General features: G+C 29.4%; 12 protein-coding genes and 1 pseudogene. 11 read left to right on the forward strand and 2 right to left on the reverse strand.

The window, feature by feature from the left end; translation table 11 throughout:
- The first annotated feature begins 278 nt into the window (after positions 1-278).
- The 9 genes and pseudogenes from serC to QMA81_00110 all read left to right on the forward strand — a co-directional run bounded on the left by serC (position 279) and on the right by QMA81_00110 (position 10,601).
- Positions 279-1,367, forward strand: coding sequence for a 3-phosphoserine/phosphohydroxythreonine transaminase (serC, locus tag QMA81_00070; GenBank protein WHL24745.1), 1,089 nt, complete (start codon positions 279-281; stop codon positions 1,365-1,367).
- Between the two features lie 135 nt (positions 1,368-1,502).
- Positions 1,503-2,804 (forward strand): annotated as a pseudogene (gene aroA / locus QMA81_00075) (3-phosphoshikimate 1-carboxyvinyltransferase).
- A 131-nt stretch (positions 2,805-2,935) separates the two neighbouring features.
- Positions 2,936-3,661, forward strand: a complete 726-nt coding sequence (gene cmk / locus QMA81_00080; protein ID WHL24746.1) for a (d)CMP kinase — start codon at positions 2,936-2,938, stop codon at positions 3,659-3,661.
- Between the two features lie 75 nt (positions 3,662-3,736).
- Positions 3,737-5,428 carry a 30S ribosomal protein S1 gene (gene rpsA / locus QMA81_00085; protein WHL24747.1) on the forward strand — a complete coding sequence of 564 codons (1,692 nt, stop codon included), beginning with the start codon at positions 3,737-3,739 and terminating at the stop codon, positions 5,426-5,428.
- Between the two features lie 343 nt (positions 5,429-5,771).
- Positions 5,772-7,523 carry a lipid A ABC transporter ATP-binding protein/permease MsbA gene (msbA, locus tag QMA81_00090; protein ID WHL24748.1) on the forward strand — a complete coding sequence of 584 codons (1,752 nt, stop codon included), beginning with the start codon at positions 5,772-5,774 and terminating at the stop codon, positions 7,521-7,523.
- The gene (lpxK, locus tag QMA81_00095; protein ID WHL24749.1) at positions 7,523-8,533 is read left to right on the forward strand and encodes a tetraacyldisaccharide 4'-kinase; all 1,011 of its coding nucleotides are present in this window, start codon (positions 7,523-7,525) and stop codon (positions 8,531-8,533) included. Before msbA ends, lpxK begins: the two co-directional genes overlap by 1 nt.
- A 207-nt stretch (positions 8,534-8,740) precedes the next feature.
- Positions 8,741-8,923, forward strand: coding sequence for a Trm112 family protein (locus tag QMA81_00100; protein WHL25286.1), 183 nt, complete (start codon positions 8,741-8,743; stop codon positions 8,921-8,923).
- Positions 8,920-9,687, forward strand: a complete 768-nt coding sequence (gene kdsB, locus QMA81_00105; protein WHL24750.1) for a 3-deoxy-manno-octulosonate cytidylyltransferase — start codon at positions 8,920-8,922, stop codon at positions 9,685-9,687. Before QMA81_00100 ends, kdsB begins: the two co-directional genes overlap by 4 nt.
- A gap of 332 nt (positions 9,688-10,019) precedes the next feature.
- Positions 10,020-10,601: a UbiX family flavin prenyltransferase gene (locus QMA81_00110; GenBank protein WHL24751.1), complete on the forward strand. Its 582-nt coding sequence runs from the start codon at positions 10,020-10,022 to the stop codon at positions 10,599-10,601.
- 150 nt (positions 10,602-10,751) lie between these two features.
- Here the strand turns inward: QMA81_00110 and QMA81_00115 are convergent, their stop codons facing one another.
- Positions 10,752-12,737 carry an inverse autotransporter beta domain-containing protein gene (locus QMA81_00115; protein ID WHL24752.1) on the reverse strand — a complete coding sequence of 662 codons (1,986 nt, stop codon included), beginning with the start codon at positions 12,735-12,737 and terminating at the stop codon, positions 10,752-10,754.
- Between the two features lie 257 nt (positions 12,738-12,994).
- On the opposite strand from QMA81_00115, the gene fumC reads away from it, so the two are divergent.
- Positions 12,995-14,395: a class II fumarate hydratase gene (gene fumC, locus QMA81_00120; GenBank protein ID WHL24753.1), complete on the forward strand. Its 1,401-nt coding sequence runs from the start codon at positions 12,995-12,997 to the stop codon at positions 14,393-14,395.
- A 100-nt stretch (positions 14,396-14,495) separates the two neighbouring features.
- The gene (nth, locus tag QMA81_00125; protein ID WHL24754.1) at positions 14,496-15,125 is read left to right on the forward strand and encodes an endonuclease III; all 630 of its coding nucleotides are present in this window, start codon (positions 14,496-14,498) and stop codon (positions 15,123-15,125) included.
- Positions 15,126-15,246: 121 nt separating this feature from the next.
- Here the strand turns inward: nth and tyrS are convergent, their stop codons facing one another.
- Entirely contained in the window at positions 15,247-16,530 is a 1,284-nt protein-coding gene (gene tyrS / locus QMA81_00130) for a tyrosine--tRNA ligase (protein WHL24755.1), read from the reverse strand.
- Positions 16,531-16,619: the final 89 nt, after the last annotated feature.

Consider the following 16,619-nt stretch of genomic DNA (forward strand, 5'->3'; position numbering starts at 1 on the left):
CTTTATGTGTAAAATTATTTTATTCAAAAAATATTTTATGTTTGCTATTTTTATTAAAACTTGGGGGTTTATATGTATATATTATTTATTATTAGTAATTAGGTGGGTGATTTAGCCATAATAGTAATTGAATATATTTATTATGTTTATATGTTGTTTTATATGTATAAGGTGTAATTAACTGTTTATGATAGAAATATTTTCGATATTATTTGTTATGATAATTGATTGCGAAAGATATTATTTTGTTAATTTAAGTATTTCTGATAACTTATTATATGAATAAGATATTTAATTTCAGTGCAGGTCCATCAATGTTGCCAAAACAAGTCTTAAGACAAGTTAAAAAGGAATTATATAATTGGGATAATATGGGTGTGTCTGTGATGGAAATAAGTCATCGCAGCAAAGAATTTTTGCAGTTAATGCAAAACGCAAAACAAGATATACGTGAGCTTCTCGATATTCCAGAAAATTATGAAGTGCTGTTTTGCCATGGTGGGGCTAGGGCACAATTTTCAGCAATTCCTATGAATTTATTAAAAACATCTTCAGAAAATGTTGATTATATAAATACTGGGTATTGGGCATACAGTGCAGCAATAGAAGCAAAAAAATACTGTAATCCGCGCATAATTGATGTGACCAACAAAAAAAATGGATTGTATAATATTCAGCCCATATCTAAATGGGATATTTCTACAAATAGTATTTATATACATTATTGTCCTAACGAAACTATTGATGGAACAGCTATATTCGACACTCCAAATTTTTCTGACAAAATAGTAATAGCAGATTGTTCTTCAACTTTATTATCACGCCCGCTTGATATCAGTCGTTTTGGTATAGTTTATGCTACAGCTCAAAAGAATATTGGTATAGCCGGTCTGACAGTAGTTATTATTAGAAAAGATTTATTGCAAATCCCTCGTCTAGAAATTCCTTCTATTTTAAATTATAAAATTTTAGTTGATAATTATTCAATGTTTAATACACCTGTTACTATGTCTTGGTACATTGCTGGTTTAATATTTAAATGGTTAAAAAAACAAGGAGGACTAAAAAAAATTAATAAACGTAATCAAGAAAAATCTGATTTTTTGTATAATGCTATTGATTCTAGTAATTTTTATTATAATAATGTTGAATTATCTAATCGTTCCTGTATGAATGTTCCTTTTTTTTTAAAAAATAACAAATTAAATGACATTTTTTTAAAAGAATCAATATGTTTTGGATTACGTGGATTACAAGGACACAGAATAGTTGGAGGTATGAGAGCATCATTATATAATGCTATGACATTAGAAGGTGTACAAAAATTAGTTGAATTTATGAAATTATTTTCTGAAAAATATAGTTAAATTAGATGTATAAAGATATTTTGTATAAATGCATTATGTGTTCAATATAATTAGTGTGTATGCTGGTTGTTGAACGATAAATAAGCTGTTTATTTTTATTAATTAAATCTAATTTTGTATAAGAGTTGGTGAAATGTGAATAATTTTATTAAATTAGCTCCTATTGAGAAAATACAGGGCAGCGTTTATCTTCCTGGTTCTAAAAGTATATCAAATCGAGCGTTATTATTAGCAGCGCAATCTGTAGGTACTACTCAATTGGATAATTTGTTGGATAGTGATGATGTGCGTTTTATGTTAGATGCGTTACGTGATCTAGGGATAGTATATCGTCTTTCAAATGACAGAAAACATTGTGAAATTAATGGTATTGGTGGTCCACTGCAATCAAAAAGTAATAACCAATTAATTTTATCTTTGGGTAATGCTGGAACTGCTATGAGACCTCTTATTGCAGCATTGTCTATAAAACCACAGAATGTTATTCTTACTGGCCATCCTCGTATGAAAGATAGGCCCATTTTACATTTAGTAGACGCTTTAAGACAAGGAGGAGCTAGTATTGATTATATGGATTGTGATAATTACCCTCCGGTACGTGTATCTGGAGGATATTATGGAGGTGAAATTTCTATTCAAGGAAATATTTCTAGTCAGTTTTTGTCGTCTATTCTTATGATGGCTCCATTGGCCCCTCAAGATACCTATCTTAAAGTAAAAGGAGCATTAGTATCTAGACCATATATTGATATTACTTTGTCTCTTATGAAAAATTTTGGGATCAATATAGAGCATGATGAAAATTACTGTGTTTTTTATTGTAAAGGAAATGCAGTATATCGATCACCTGGGCATTATTTAGTGGAAGGAGATGCTTCAAGCGCTTCTTATTTTTTGGCAGCTTCAGCTATTAGAGGAGGGACTGTTAGAGTTGTAGGCGTTGGCAAACATAGTAAACAGGGAGATATTTATTTTGCTAATATATTAGAAAGGATGGGAGCAAAGATTGCGTGGAACGATAATTATATAGAATGTAGTCGTGGATCTGATCTTAATGCTGTTGATTTAGATGTTAACGATATTCCTGATGCAGCAATGACTCTTGCTACTACTGCATTATTTGTTAGTAATGGTCCTACAATATTACGTAATATTTACAATTGGAGAATTAAAGAGAGTGATCGATTGGTTGCTATGGCTACTGAATTGAGGAAAATAGGAGCAAAAGTAGTAGAGGGTTATGATTATTTGAAAATAACTCCTCCAATTAAAATAAGATCGGCTTATATTAATACTTACAACGATCATCGAATAGCAATGTGTTTTTCTTTGGCGGCATTATCAGATGTTCCTATAGTAATTAATAATCCTCAATGTACATATAAAACTTTTCCTAATTTTTTTAGACAATTATCTAGTATAAGCATATTACGATAACATTTCATACATGGTGTACGGTGCGTATACGTAAATATATGTTATATATGTGAGTATTTATAATTGTTAAGTTTTATTAAAAAATGTGAAATGTAACTTAATTACAATGAATATTGTTCGCTATAAGGAGATTGTATGTGAACAACATATTTCCAGTTATTACTATTGATGGGCCAAGCGGAGTAGGTAAAGGAACCTTATCTAGAAGGTTGGCAAAAATTCTTGGATGGAATCTATTGGATTCAGGAGTTATTTATCGAGTTTTAGCATTAGTAGTTTTAGAAAATAAGATTAATATTGATCATGAAGAAAAAATAGTAGCACTTATTGATACTATACAAATAGCTTTTATAAATAGTAAAAATAGGTTTGTAATATTATTTAATGGCAAGGAAGTTAAAAAAAATATTTTTTCAGAAAATATAGGAAATTGTGCATCTAAAATTGCTACTTTTTCCCAAGTACGTAAAAGTTTGTTGATATATCAACGTACATTTTGTAAGTATCCGGGACTTGTTGCTGATGGACGTGATATGGGAACAGTAGTGTTTCCTAATGCAGAGTTAAAAATTTTTCTTTATGCTTCCTTTAAAGAAAGAAGGAGTCGTAGATTACATCAGTTGCATAAAAAAAGTTTTAATGTTAGTTTTAGAACTTTATTATCACAAATAAGAGAACGAGACGAACGTGATTACAACCGAAAATTAGCACCGTTGATTCCCGCGATTGGTTCATTGATGTTAGATTCAACTCATTTATCTGCAGAAGAAGTAAAAGCTAAAGTACTTATGTATATTAGAGAGAGTCTAGTATTATCAGCAACAGTACTATATAATATCACTCATAATCAAGGATAGTGATGAGATATTTGCTATAACATCATCAGGTATGGATATATGACGGATGTTAATTAAAAATTGAAGATTATAAAGATGACAGAATCATTTGCTCAGCTATTTGAAGAATCTTTAAAAAAAATAGAAACCTGTCCTGGATCTATTGTTCATGGAGTTGTCGTTTCTATTTCTAAAGATATTGTGTTAGTCGATGCAGGATTAAAATCAGAATCTGCTATTCCTATCGAGCAATTTTATAATTCTCAAGGAGAATTAGAAGTTTCAGTTGGTGATCATGTTGATGTTACATTGGATGCGGTAGAAGATGGGTTTGGAGAGACTGTGTTATCTCGTGAAAAAGCCAAACGTTATGAATCTTGGTTATTATTAGAACAAGCATATCAAGAAATGACCACCGTTACGGGAATTATTAACGGTAAAGTAAAAGGAGGGTTTACTGTTGAAGTAAATGGAGTACGTGCATTTTTACCTGGTTCTTTAGTAGATGTTAAACCAATACGTGATACTTCATTTTTAGAAGGACAAGAGTTTGAATTTAAAGTAATTAAATTAGATCATAAACGTAATAATGTTGTAGTGTCTCGTCGTGCTGTGATTGAATCTGAAAATAGTGTTGAACGCGATCAATTATTAAATAAATTACATGAAGGAATAGAAATTAAAGGAATAGTTAAAAATTTAACCGATTATGGTGCTTTTATTGATCTAGGAGGAGTGGATGGATTACTGCATATTACTGATATGGCGTGGAAACGTGTTAAACATCCTAGCGATATAGTAAATGTTGGAGATGAAATTATTGTCAAAGTATTAAAATTTGATCGAGAACGCATTCGTGTATCTTTAGGCCTGAAGCAATTAAGTGCAGATCCATGGACAGAAATTATTAAACGTTATCAGGAAGGAAATAAACTGATAGGAAAAGTAACGAATTTAACTGATTATGGGTGTTTTATTGAAATTGAGGGCGGAGTAGAAGGATTAGTGCATGTATCTGAAATGGATTGGACTAATAAAAATATTCATCCTTCTAAAGTAGTAACGATAGGGGAATCTGTTGAAGTAATAGTATTAAATATTGATGAGGAACGCCGAAGAATTTCTTTGGGATTAAAACAATGTAAAGTTAATCCATGGCAGAAGTTTTCAGAGATATATAATAGAGGTGATCGAGTGATGGGGAAGATAAAATCGATTACTGATTTTGGTATTTTTATAGGATTAGAAGGAGGTATTGATGGATTAGTGCATCTTTCTGATATTTCTTGGTATTTATCAAATGAAGAAGCTGTAAATAAGTATAAAAAAGGCGATGACATAATGGCTGTAGTTCTACAAGTAGATGCTGAACGGGAACGTATTTCTTTAGGTATTAAACAATTAACAGAAGATCCTTTAAATACCTATTTGGTTACTCATAAAAAAGGGAGCATAGTATCTGGAAGAATAAGTTCTATAGATGAAAAGGGGATCACTGTAATATTAGGTGATGATGCTGTAATTGGTTATTTATGTATGACTGATGTATCACATAATAAGTCAATTGATAAGAGAATGTATACGTCATTGCATGTAGGAAATGATATACAAGCAGTATTAGATGGAGTAGATCGAAAAAATAGAATAGTTACTTTATCTGAATATAATATACGTGATGTAAATAAACAATCAGAAATAAATATTATTGGTAATCATAGAAAAGAGAAAGAAAAAAATTTTTCTAATGTTATGGTAGAGGCATTTAAAGCAGCAACTAAAAGTGAATAATTACTATATTGTTAGTTTTTATGTATGTATGTATGTTAATTTATTGATATGTCATACCAAGGAATATGTCAGTAAATAATAAATAAAAAAATAAATGAAATTGTAGTTATATATATAAAATATTTGTATATATATATTTTGTATAATTAAAGTAAAATTATTTAATAGGAAGTAATAAATGTGTATAGATATGGTAGTATTTGTGTTTTAGAATGGTGTATTTTGTAAGAGTTTATACTGAAGATATTTGATAAATTTTAAACTGTGTTATATCTATAGTTGTATTAAGTAATATTTATTTGTATGTTTTAGTAAAAAATAAACTCTGGTTTCAGGGACATAAATGTCGCAGTACAATAAAAATTATTCTTCTACTTGGAAAACCTTTCGTCGTCTTTGGCCAATAATTTTTCCTTTTAGAGTAGGGTTGGTTGTTGCGACTATTACTTTGATTTTAAACGCAACAAGTGATGCTTTAATGTTAGCCTTATTAAAACCTTTACTTGATGATGGATTTGGAAGAGCTAATAAAGATGTATTCATATGGATGCCATTAGCTTTAGTTGGATTGATGAGCATTCGTGGGTTTAGTGGGTTTGCATCTACTTATTGCATATCCTGGGTATCTGGAAAGGTAGTAATGCAGATGAGACGTGCATTGTTTAAGCATATTATGAATATGCCAGTCTCTTTTTTTGTAAAACAATCTACTGGTACGTTGGTGTCTAGAATTACTTATGATTCTGATCAAGTTGCTTCTTCTTCTTCTGGAGCTTTGATCACTGTTATTCGAGAAGGGGCGTCTATTATTGGTTTGTGTATCATGATGTTTTATTATAGTTGGCAATTATCATTAATTTTGGTATTAATTGCTCCAATAGTATCTATCACTATTAAATTTGTTTCTTCTAGATTCAGAGCAATCAGTAAAAAGATGCAAAGCGCTATGGGTCAATTAACTAGTAGCGCTGAACAGATGCTTAAAGGACATAAAGAAGTGTTGGTTTTTGGAGGGCAACATACAGAAAAAGATAGGTTTAATCATGTAAGTAATTGCATGAGACAGCAAAGTATGAAGATGGTACAGACTTCATCCATTTTTGATCCATTGATCCAATTTGTTGCATCATTAGCATTAGCGTGCGTACTGTATGCAGCGAGTATTCCAAGTGTTATGGAAATGCTTACTGCTGGAACGATTACTGTTATTTTTTCATCTATGATAGTATTGATGAAGCCATTAAAATCTTTAACTAATGTTAGCGCTCAATTTCAGCGTGGAATGGCGGCTTGTCAAACTTTATTTTCCATCTTGGATTTAGAGACAGAAAAAGATCAAGGTACGCTTAATATTAAACGAGTAAATGGACATATTGTTTTTGATAATGTTACATTTTTTTATCCTGATAAAAGCACACCATCTCTTTATAAAATTAATTTTACTATTGAAGCAGGAAAAACAGTTGCTTTAGTGGGGCGGTCTGGTTCTGGAAAATCTACTATCGTAAATTTGTTAACTCGTTTTTATGATATAGATAAAGGGTGTATATTGCTTGATGGTTTTAATTTAAATGATTATAAACTCTCTTCTTTACGTAATCAAATAGCTATAGTATCTCAACATGTTCATTTATTTAATGATACTATAGCTAATAATATAGCGTATGCGCGTAAAAATATTTATTCTAGAGAATCTATTGAAACTGCAGCTAGTATGGCATGTGCTATGGATTTTATTTCTAAAATGAAAAATGGATTGGACACTATTGTAGGAGAGAATGGGATTTTGTTATCCAGCGGACAACGTCAACGTATCGCTATTGCACGTGCTTTATTAAGAGATTGCCCGATTTTAATTTTTGATGAAGCTACTTCTGCTTTAGATTCTGAATCAGAGTATGTTATTTATAAATCACTTGATGCGTTAAAAAAAAATAGAACATCATTGGTTATAGCACATCGTTTATCTACTATTGAAAATGCAGATGAAATATTGGTGATTGAAAATGGTTATATTATAGAACGTGGTGTGCATGAAGTTTTAATACGTCAACAAGGAATTTATGCTCAATTATATAGATTACAATTTTCTTAATGTTTGCTTGTATTTGGTTTAAATCATCATTGTGTTATTTATTTTTGCTACCATTTTCTTGGTTATATGGGTTAGTAAGTACGCTTAATCGTATTAGTTATCAGTATGGATGGCGTAAAGTGTATAGATTTTCAGTACCAATAGTAATTATAGGAAATGTAACAATTGGAGGAAATGGGAAAACTCCAATGGTATTATGGTTAGTAGAACAGTTACAGCATCGTGGTTGGAAGGTTGGAGTTGTTTCACGAGGCTATAAAGGTAAATCGAATAATTATCCAATTGTTATTAATATAAATACTCACAGTAATGAGTGTGGGGATGAACCTATGCTGATTTGGAAGCGTACTGGAGTTTTAGTAGCGGTTTCTCCAAAACGTGCTGACGCAGTTGCTGCGTTATTACGAATACAAAAATTAGATATCATAATAAGTGATGATGGACTGCAACATTATGCACTCTTTAGAGACATAGAATGGGTAGTAGTTAATAGTTTACTTCGATTTGGAAATGGTTGTTGGTTGCCAGCAGGTCCTATGCGTGAGCGAATGAACAGACTACATACAGTACAAGCAATTATTGCAAATGGATCAAAAGAAGATACTCTTTCTGGAGAGGTATTAATGCAATTATATCCTAGTATTGTAGTAAATATGTTAACAGGAGAAAGTAGACCTCTTAATTTTTTGAGTAATGTTGTGGCTATAGCAGGAATTGGATATCCTACACAGTTTTTTTGTACTTTACAAAATTATGGCGTTATTCCTGTTAGAACAGTTTCGTTTTCTGATCATCAGATATATTACGAAAAAATGCTAACGTCCTTGACGAAAAAAGATGAAATATTATTAATGACTGAAAAAGATGCAGTTAAATGCTTAGATTTTGCTCATAATAATTGGTGGTATGTACGTATGGAGGTTAAAATAAATAAAATAGATACAGACAATTTATTATATTCAGTGGAGGATAAAATTAGGTGTTATAAAGACTTTAATTCCAATACATAGTAACCATAGGCATTTATCAACAATATGGTTACTATGTATTGGAATTAAACGAATTTATTATGTATTGGTGATGTAAATGTATTTTTGATTTAGTGATGTAAATTGTCGTAATGGAGTGAGTTATTTTGTATTTATAGAATGAATGTATGTGATAAAGATATGTAAACGTGTGAAAAAATTAATATTTGGCGGGTTCATTATATTATGATGAGATATCAGTTATTAAATATAATTGTATGTCCTATATGTTATTCAAAATTATACTTTGATTTAGAACAAAAAGAATTAATATGTAACATTGATAACTTAGCTTTTCCGATTCGGAAAGGAATTCCTGTTCTTTTAAAAAAAGATGCTCGTAATATTATGCCACAAAAGGACCCAAAATGAATTTTGTAGTAATTATACCTGTCCGATTGTTTTCGACACGTTTTCCAGGGAAAGCTTTAGCAGATATTCACGGAAAACCTATGATTGTTCGTGTTATGGAAAGAGCTTTAGATTCTGGTGCTGATAAAGTAATTATTGCTACTGATAGTGTTCTTATAGCGCAAGCAGTTGAATCGGAACAATCTGAAGGAGAAGTATATTTAACGCGTTCTGATCATCAGTCAGGAACGGAGCGTCTTGCAGAAGTAGCCATTAATTATAAATTTCCAGACAATCAAATTATTGTACATCTTCAAGGAGATGAACCTTTAATTTCCCCTATTATGATTCGTAAAGTTGCTAATACTTTGAATTCGGTTAAACTTACTACTGGTATGGCGACTTTAGCAACATCGTTGAATTCTTTAGAAGAAGCATGTGATGATAATGTCGTTAAAGTTGTTATAAATATGAATAACAATGCTCTTTATTTTTCTCGTTCTATGATTCCATGGAATCGGGGGTACTTTGATAATTATTCAGATAGTAGGCCATCTAGAATTTTATTACGTCATATCGGTATTTATTCGTATCAAGTTAATTTTCTGTATCATTATATTGAATGGACTAAAAGTCCATTAGAACAACTCGAACAGCTTGAACAGCTTAGAGTATTATGGCATGGTGAAAAAATATATGTATCTGTAATTGATAATGTGTTTAATATTAGCGTAGATACCCCAGAATCATTGAGACGTGTTAATATGTTATTTAAAAATAATTAAATAAACTTTTTCTTATAATTAACGCACAATCATATTGTGCGTTAATTATACAATAAGATATGCTTTAAATTATTAGTATTATGAGTAAATATTTTAAGTGTTCTATTTATTATTTTTGTTTCCATATTATTGCTGATATCTTAGTTAAAAACTAATACTATTAATAATAGTAAATATAAAGATATATATTTTTAGTATGGACATGAGATTTTATAAAATATATGAGTAGTTTTTATTAATGATAATGTTAAAAAATATTAAATATTATATAGTACTTCATTATTAAAAATGATTAGTATGTTCATTTGAATTGGTATGGAGTATAAATAATCATGCAGCGCCAATTACGTTTGGTGGTAGGAATATCAGGAGCATCTGGAGGTATTTATGGGGTTCGTGCGTTAACTATGTTAAAAGAATGTAATCTAAATGTAGAATCTCATCTTATTATTACTAGAAATGCATTGATTACATTACAGCAAGAACTGAAGATGAATAAACAAGCTATATATGAATTAGCAGACGTTGTTCATTTTCCACAAGATATGGGAGCATCAGTTGCAAGTGGATCATATCCAACTTTAGGTATGTTAATTGCTCCATGTTCTATAAAGACTATGTCAGAAATTAGTTCGGGAATATCGTCATCGTTGATTAGTCGTGTTGCAGATGTAACGTTAAAAGAAAAGCGCAGATTAGTGTTAATGATTAGGGAAACTCCACTACATTTGGGACATTTGCGTACAATGGTTAAATTAACAGAATTTGGAGCAGTAATTATGCCACCTGTTCCTGCATATTATGTACATCCAAAAACTATAGATGATATTGTGCGTTACACTGTGGCAAGGGCTTTAAATTTATTTGGACTTTATACTAATATTTCTTCTATTTGGTTAGGAATCAAACATTAAAATCATAATAATCTTTTTAAGATATTAAATTGAACATTATCAATATGTAAATAATAGATGTTGATAATTTTGTACGATGTCAATAATTTAGATTTAAAATTTTTAAAAATAAAATTAGTCCAGCAATTTTTAATATATACTGAATAGATTTTAATATTTGGAATTAAAGCTATCATTACTATCGTCTGTATCACAATCCTCGCTAATAGATGATGAAGATTGGTTAAGATTTAATTTTAAAAATATTTGTTCCATATCGCTACTAGGGAGTTTATTTTTTTTGCGTTCTGATATGACATTTTCAAGTTTATTTATATGTTCAGTGGTTCCTATTAAAGAAAATTTGGATTTTTTGTGTATTGACAAACGCTGTGATAAATCATCATTTGCATTAAATTCAATATTAGGATATTCCGGAAAATAATTATCATGTGTTATTTGATATTCATCATGGCTTGAAGAATAAGTTTGATGTTTCTTATTAAAAGGAATTGAGCAAGATGGAGATGATAACAATGTATCATTTGGTGTAGAAGATGCCATTGTTGTTGTTGGTTGTTTTTCTGAAAACAGAACAGGAATTGGAGGGGGAGGAGGTGCTGGAAATACAAAATCATCTTTTACCTTATCAATATTTTGAGTTTTTTCTGTTGCAATATCGTCATTTATAATGGGATAGGGAATTGATATATTATTATCTTTGAAGTTATGATGATCATTTTTGTGTATTGTTGGTGAATATTTGATTGAATTTTCTGTAACATTGATTCCAGAGTCATTATTAGTAGTAATAGCAGAGGAGATATGATTTTGTTGTGCGCTGGATAGTTTATTTTGGTAAAAATTTTTCACCAATATGTGTATATTTTGCTTTTTTTGTTGCTGATCATTATTTTTAGTTGTATTAGTAATATATGAAATAAAAATGTCGTCTTCTCTAGTAATAGGATGGTTAGGTAAATAAAGCGCATAGGTATTACTTGTTATTGGGATAATATTACCTCCTTGATTTTGCAATAAATTAAAATTCCATTGCTCGTATTTATCATTATTATCGTTAGTTTCAATTATTTTAATTTCTCCAGGATAACCTGTTATTTGTTGAGTACATGATAATGGTTTTTTATTATTATGATTATTTAGAAATATGCAATTATTGTATTGAACTACAGTAGGTATAAATGGTTGTATTATAGTGTCAAGATATTTCAATAAGGACATGTTATTGTTTTTATTTGTGTACTGTATTTGTTCTGAAATAGGAGTTCCAAATTGGTAATCAATTAATATTTGACAAGCAGTATTACAATATTTCTTGTTTATAAAAATATTATTTATATTAAAACCTAATATGGGAATAGGTTTATAGTTTAAATCTAATGATAAATAGTAGTCATTATTTTTTGTATTAAAAATTTTTTCATATTTTTTGTCATAAAGAAGTCGTTCTAATTTTATTTTACCAGTAAATGCTAAAAAATATGGAAATTTAATTTGAATATGCATTTGATAACCACTATTTGGGTTTTTTATATCATATTGTTGTAATGATTTTTTAGAAGTAAAAATATTATCTAAATTGTAATAATTACTTAACATGAATAATGTATTATGCAGCCAATATTCTACACCGAAATTAATTGAGCATGGTTGGTTGCTTTGATTAGAAATAGGGCAATGATATAAGGTATTGCATCCAATAGCATGTTTGTTGTTATATAGATGTCTCTTTCCTCCCCCAAAATTTAAAATCTGTTTTGATAAAAGGTTATGTATTCCTAATTGCATAAAGGATAGATTTTCTTGATATATATTATTTTGTACTCGAAATGAATGAAATACGTTTATTGAATCATTTTGTAATTGTATTTTAGATCCATAGGTAGAAGAAAATGGGGATATATAGTTGTAATGACTACGAACATTTGGTTTGCCTATTGTATAGGGATAAATGTTTAGAGTATTATGTTTGTGATCATCATATGCATATAGTTTCATTTTTTGTTGATATGAATCAACTTGAAATATATTATCATTAATATTAAATTTAGTACGGTTTTTGAGTATGTCGCACCAAGCGATTTCGTTATATACAAGCGCTTGTAATACTACTCCTAGTATGATAAATATTAACATATTTAGCTTTTTATATTAATTGGTGTATTTATGTATACAAATAATGTATCCTGTATTTACATCTCAATTTTATTATTTTAAATAAGTCAACAATATACTTGAATTTATTAAATTAATAAAATTTAGTTTTAGAATCTAAACCTAGAAATAATACCATTAATAATTTATATAATGTAAAAATTAGTATATATTTTTGATATTAATAAAAATAAATAAATTGATGAGTTTTATAGTTAAAAATTACTACTACTACTATTATGACGGTACGAATAGAGAAAGATATATTTGGTACAGTATTAGTGTCAAATAATCGGTTATGGGGAGCGCAAACACAACGTGCATTGAAATATTTTAATATTTCTAATGAAAAAATGCCTCTTTCATTAATAAATGCATTAGCACAAATTAAACGTGCAGCAGCACAAGTAAATTATGATTTAGGGCTATTAGATTGTAAACGAGCTCGAGCAATTATGCAAGCTGCAGATGAGGTATTGTCTGGAATACATAAAGGTGAGTTTCCAATATCTGTTTGGCAAACCGGATCCGGAACGCAAAGCAATATGAATATGAATGAGGTTTTGGCTAATCGATCTAACGAATTATTGAATAATGAACAAAATGTAAATAACAAATTTATTCATCCAAATGATCATGTCAATAAAAGTCAAAGTTCAAACGATGTTTTTCCTAGTGCAATGCATATCGCAGCAGTAGTGAATTTAAATGAAAAATTAATACCTAAAGTGAAAATGTTACAAAAAACATTGATTGATAAGTCTGTGGAATTTAATGATATTATTAAAATAGGGCGTACTCATCTTCAAGATGCTACCCCGTTGACTTTGGGGCAAGAAATTTCTGCTTGGGTATCTATGCTAAGGCATAGTATAGATCATATAGAAGTTACCATTCCTCATTTATGTGAGTTAGCGTTAGGAGGTACGGCAGTAGGTACAGGTATTAACACTCATCCGGAATATGCTGAACGTATTGCTGATGTTTTATCACTTATTACTAAATATAATTTTATCAGTTCACCAAATAAATTTGAATCGTTATCAACGTGCGATGCATTGGTACATAGTCATGGTTCTTTAAAAGGTTTAGCAGTTTCTATGATGAAAATTGCTAATGATGTACGTTTATTATCTTCTGGTCCTAGATGTGGTATAGGTGAATTAAGTATTCCTGCAAATGAGCCAGGTAGTTCGATTATGCCCGGTAAAGTTAATCCAACCCAATGTGAATCTATGACTATGTTATGTGCTCAAGTTATGGGGAATGATGTTAGTATAAACATTGGTGGATCATCCGGACATCTTGAGTTGAATGTATATAGACCATTAATTATATATAATTTTCTACAATCGGTACGGTTGCTATCAGATGGTATAGATAGCTTTCATAGATATTGTGTTATAGGAATTCAGCCAAATCATCAACGCATTTTAGAATTACTTGATAGTTCTCTTATGTTGGTTACTGCATTGAATCCTTACATTGGATATGATAAAGCAGCTGAAATTGCTAAAAAAGCACATTTAGAAGGGTTAAGTTTAAAAGAATCTGCGTTGCAATTAGGCTATTTGGATGAAAAACAATTTGATGCGTGGGTTTGCCCTAAAAATATGATTAACTCCTCTAAAATATTATAAAAACTATGATTTTTTGTATGGTGATAATAGATAAGATCTAATTAATAGTAGGTATTATGTATTGCTGTATAAAATAATATAGAAAAATGAAGTTTTATTAATGAATCAAATTAAACGTTATCAAATTTTGTGTAAATTACGAGATAATAATACCTACCCAGTTATTGAATTAATTTATCGATCAGAGTTTGAATTGTTAGTTTCGGTATTACTTTCAGCTAAAACAAGTGATATTCAAGTTAATAAAGCAACGAAGAGGTTGTTTCAAGTAGCTAATACCCCAAAGGGTATGTTACGACTTGGTTTGGATGGGGTAAAAAATTATATTAAATCTATTGGTTTATTTAACACTAAAGCCAAAAATATTATTGAAACTTGTCATTTGTTAGTAGAAAATTATAGCAGCACATTACCATCAAGTCGCGTTGAATTGGAATCTTTACCTGGAGTTGGGCGCAAAACTGCTAATATTATTTTAAATGTGATTTTTGGCCGGCCTACAATTGCAGTGGATACACATGTTTTTAGATTTTGTAATCGTAGTTGTTTTGCTTCAGGAAAGAATGTTTTGTCTGTAGAAAAGAAATTGTTGTCAGTGGTTCCAAAAGAATTTAAAAATAATTGTCATCAGTGGTTAATGTTGCATGGTAGAAATATTTGTAAAGCTAAGCGTCCAAATTGCAGGATTTGTGTAATTAAAGATTTGTGTGAATTTAAGGAAAAAATATAATTTATGTGTGATAGAAACATATGTCATTAAAAATATTATTGAATGATGAGGTATAGATTTTTATATTTTTGTTAAAAATAAAAATTTGGTCACATATTAATGCATTATTATTATAGGAATTTTATTCCCATTTGATTAAACAATAGTGTTTTTTTCCGCGCTTTAACAAGGTAAAACGATCATATAATTTATCAGAAGCATTAAACACATATTCTGTTTTTAATTGTTTTTTTGAGTTTATAGTAATGCTGTTAGACATAATTAATTTTCGTGCTTGTGATCGGGAGGATGCTAAGTTAGATTCTACCAGTGCTTGTTGTAATGTAATGCCTAGCTTGAGTAGTACAGACGGCACGCCATCTTGTAATAATTGTTTGAAGTCATTTAAAGTTAGTTTATGTGTTTGTCCTGTGAAAAGATTATTAGTAATATTTTGAGCAGTTTTTAGTCCTTCTTTTCCATGAACCAATCGGGTAATATTTTCTGCTAATATAGTTTGAGCTTGTGGTTTTGTATTACTAATATTATCTTCTTGTTTTAATTTGTTAATTGTATTTGCATCTATATTGGTAAAGATATTAAGAAAATGATATACCTCTTTATCAGAAGAGTTAATCCAATATTGATAAAATTTATAAGGACTAGTTTTTTTTCCATCTAGCCATATTGTATTTTTTTCTGTTTTTCCAAATTTAATATTATCAGATTTAATGAGTAAAGGTACAGTAAGTCCGTAGACAGTGCTTTTATACATTCGATGTACTAAATCGATGCCTGAAACAATATTTCCCCATTGATCAGAACCTCCGATTTGTAGTATTGCGTCGTATTTTTTATATAAATGAACAAAATCGTAACTTTGTAACAAATTATAGGAAAATTCAGAATAAGAGATGCCATAATTTTTTTTTTGTAATCTTTGTTTTATAGAGTCTTTATTAATCATTTTGTTTACAGAAAAAAATTTTCCAATATCTCTTAAAAATGTTAGGAACGAGATAGAAGATAACCAATCATAATTATTAACTATACAAGCTTGTGGATGTGGGTTACAAGAACAATCTATAAATAGAGAAATTTGATGTTTTATTTTTTCTGACCATTTTTGTACTGTATCAATTAAATTGATGTTTCGATTTGATTTTTTAAAACTTGGATCTCCTATTAATCCAGTCCCTCCTCCTATTAGAATTATAGGGCGATGTCCAAATATCTGAAATTGTCTTAAACATAATAGTGGAACTAAGTGTCCTATATGTAGACTATCAGATGTTGGATCAAATCCACAATATAAAGTTATTGATTTTGATTTTAATATTTCAATCAATGATTTTTTATCTGTAATTTGAGCTATTAAATTACGTTCATATAGATATTGTATTATGTTTAAATTTTTATTGTTCATATAGAAATATTTTAGTAAATTAAATAAGGATGTTATATGTACTTATATATTGGATGTTATTATATTAATTTGATTATATTTCGATATAT

The sequence above is a fragment of the Candidatus Blochmannia vicinus genome (assembly GCA_030020825.1).
Lineage (GTDB): Bacteria > Pseudomonadota > Gammaproteobacteria > Enterobacterales > Enterobacteriaceae > Blochmanniella > Blochmanniella vicinus_A.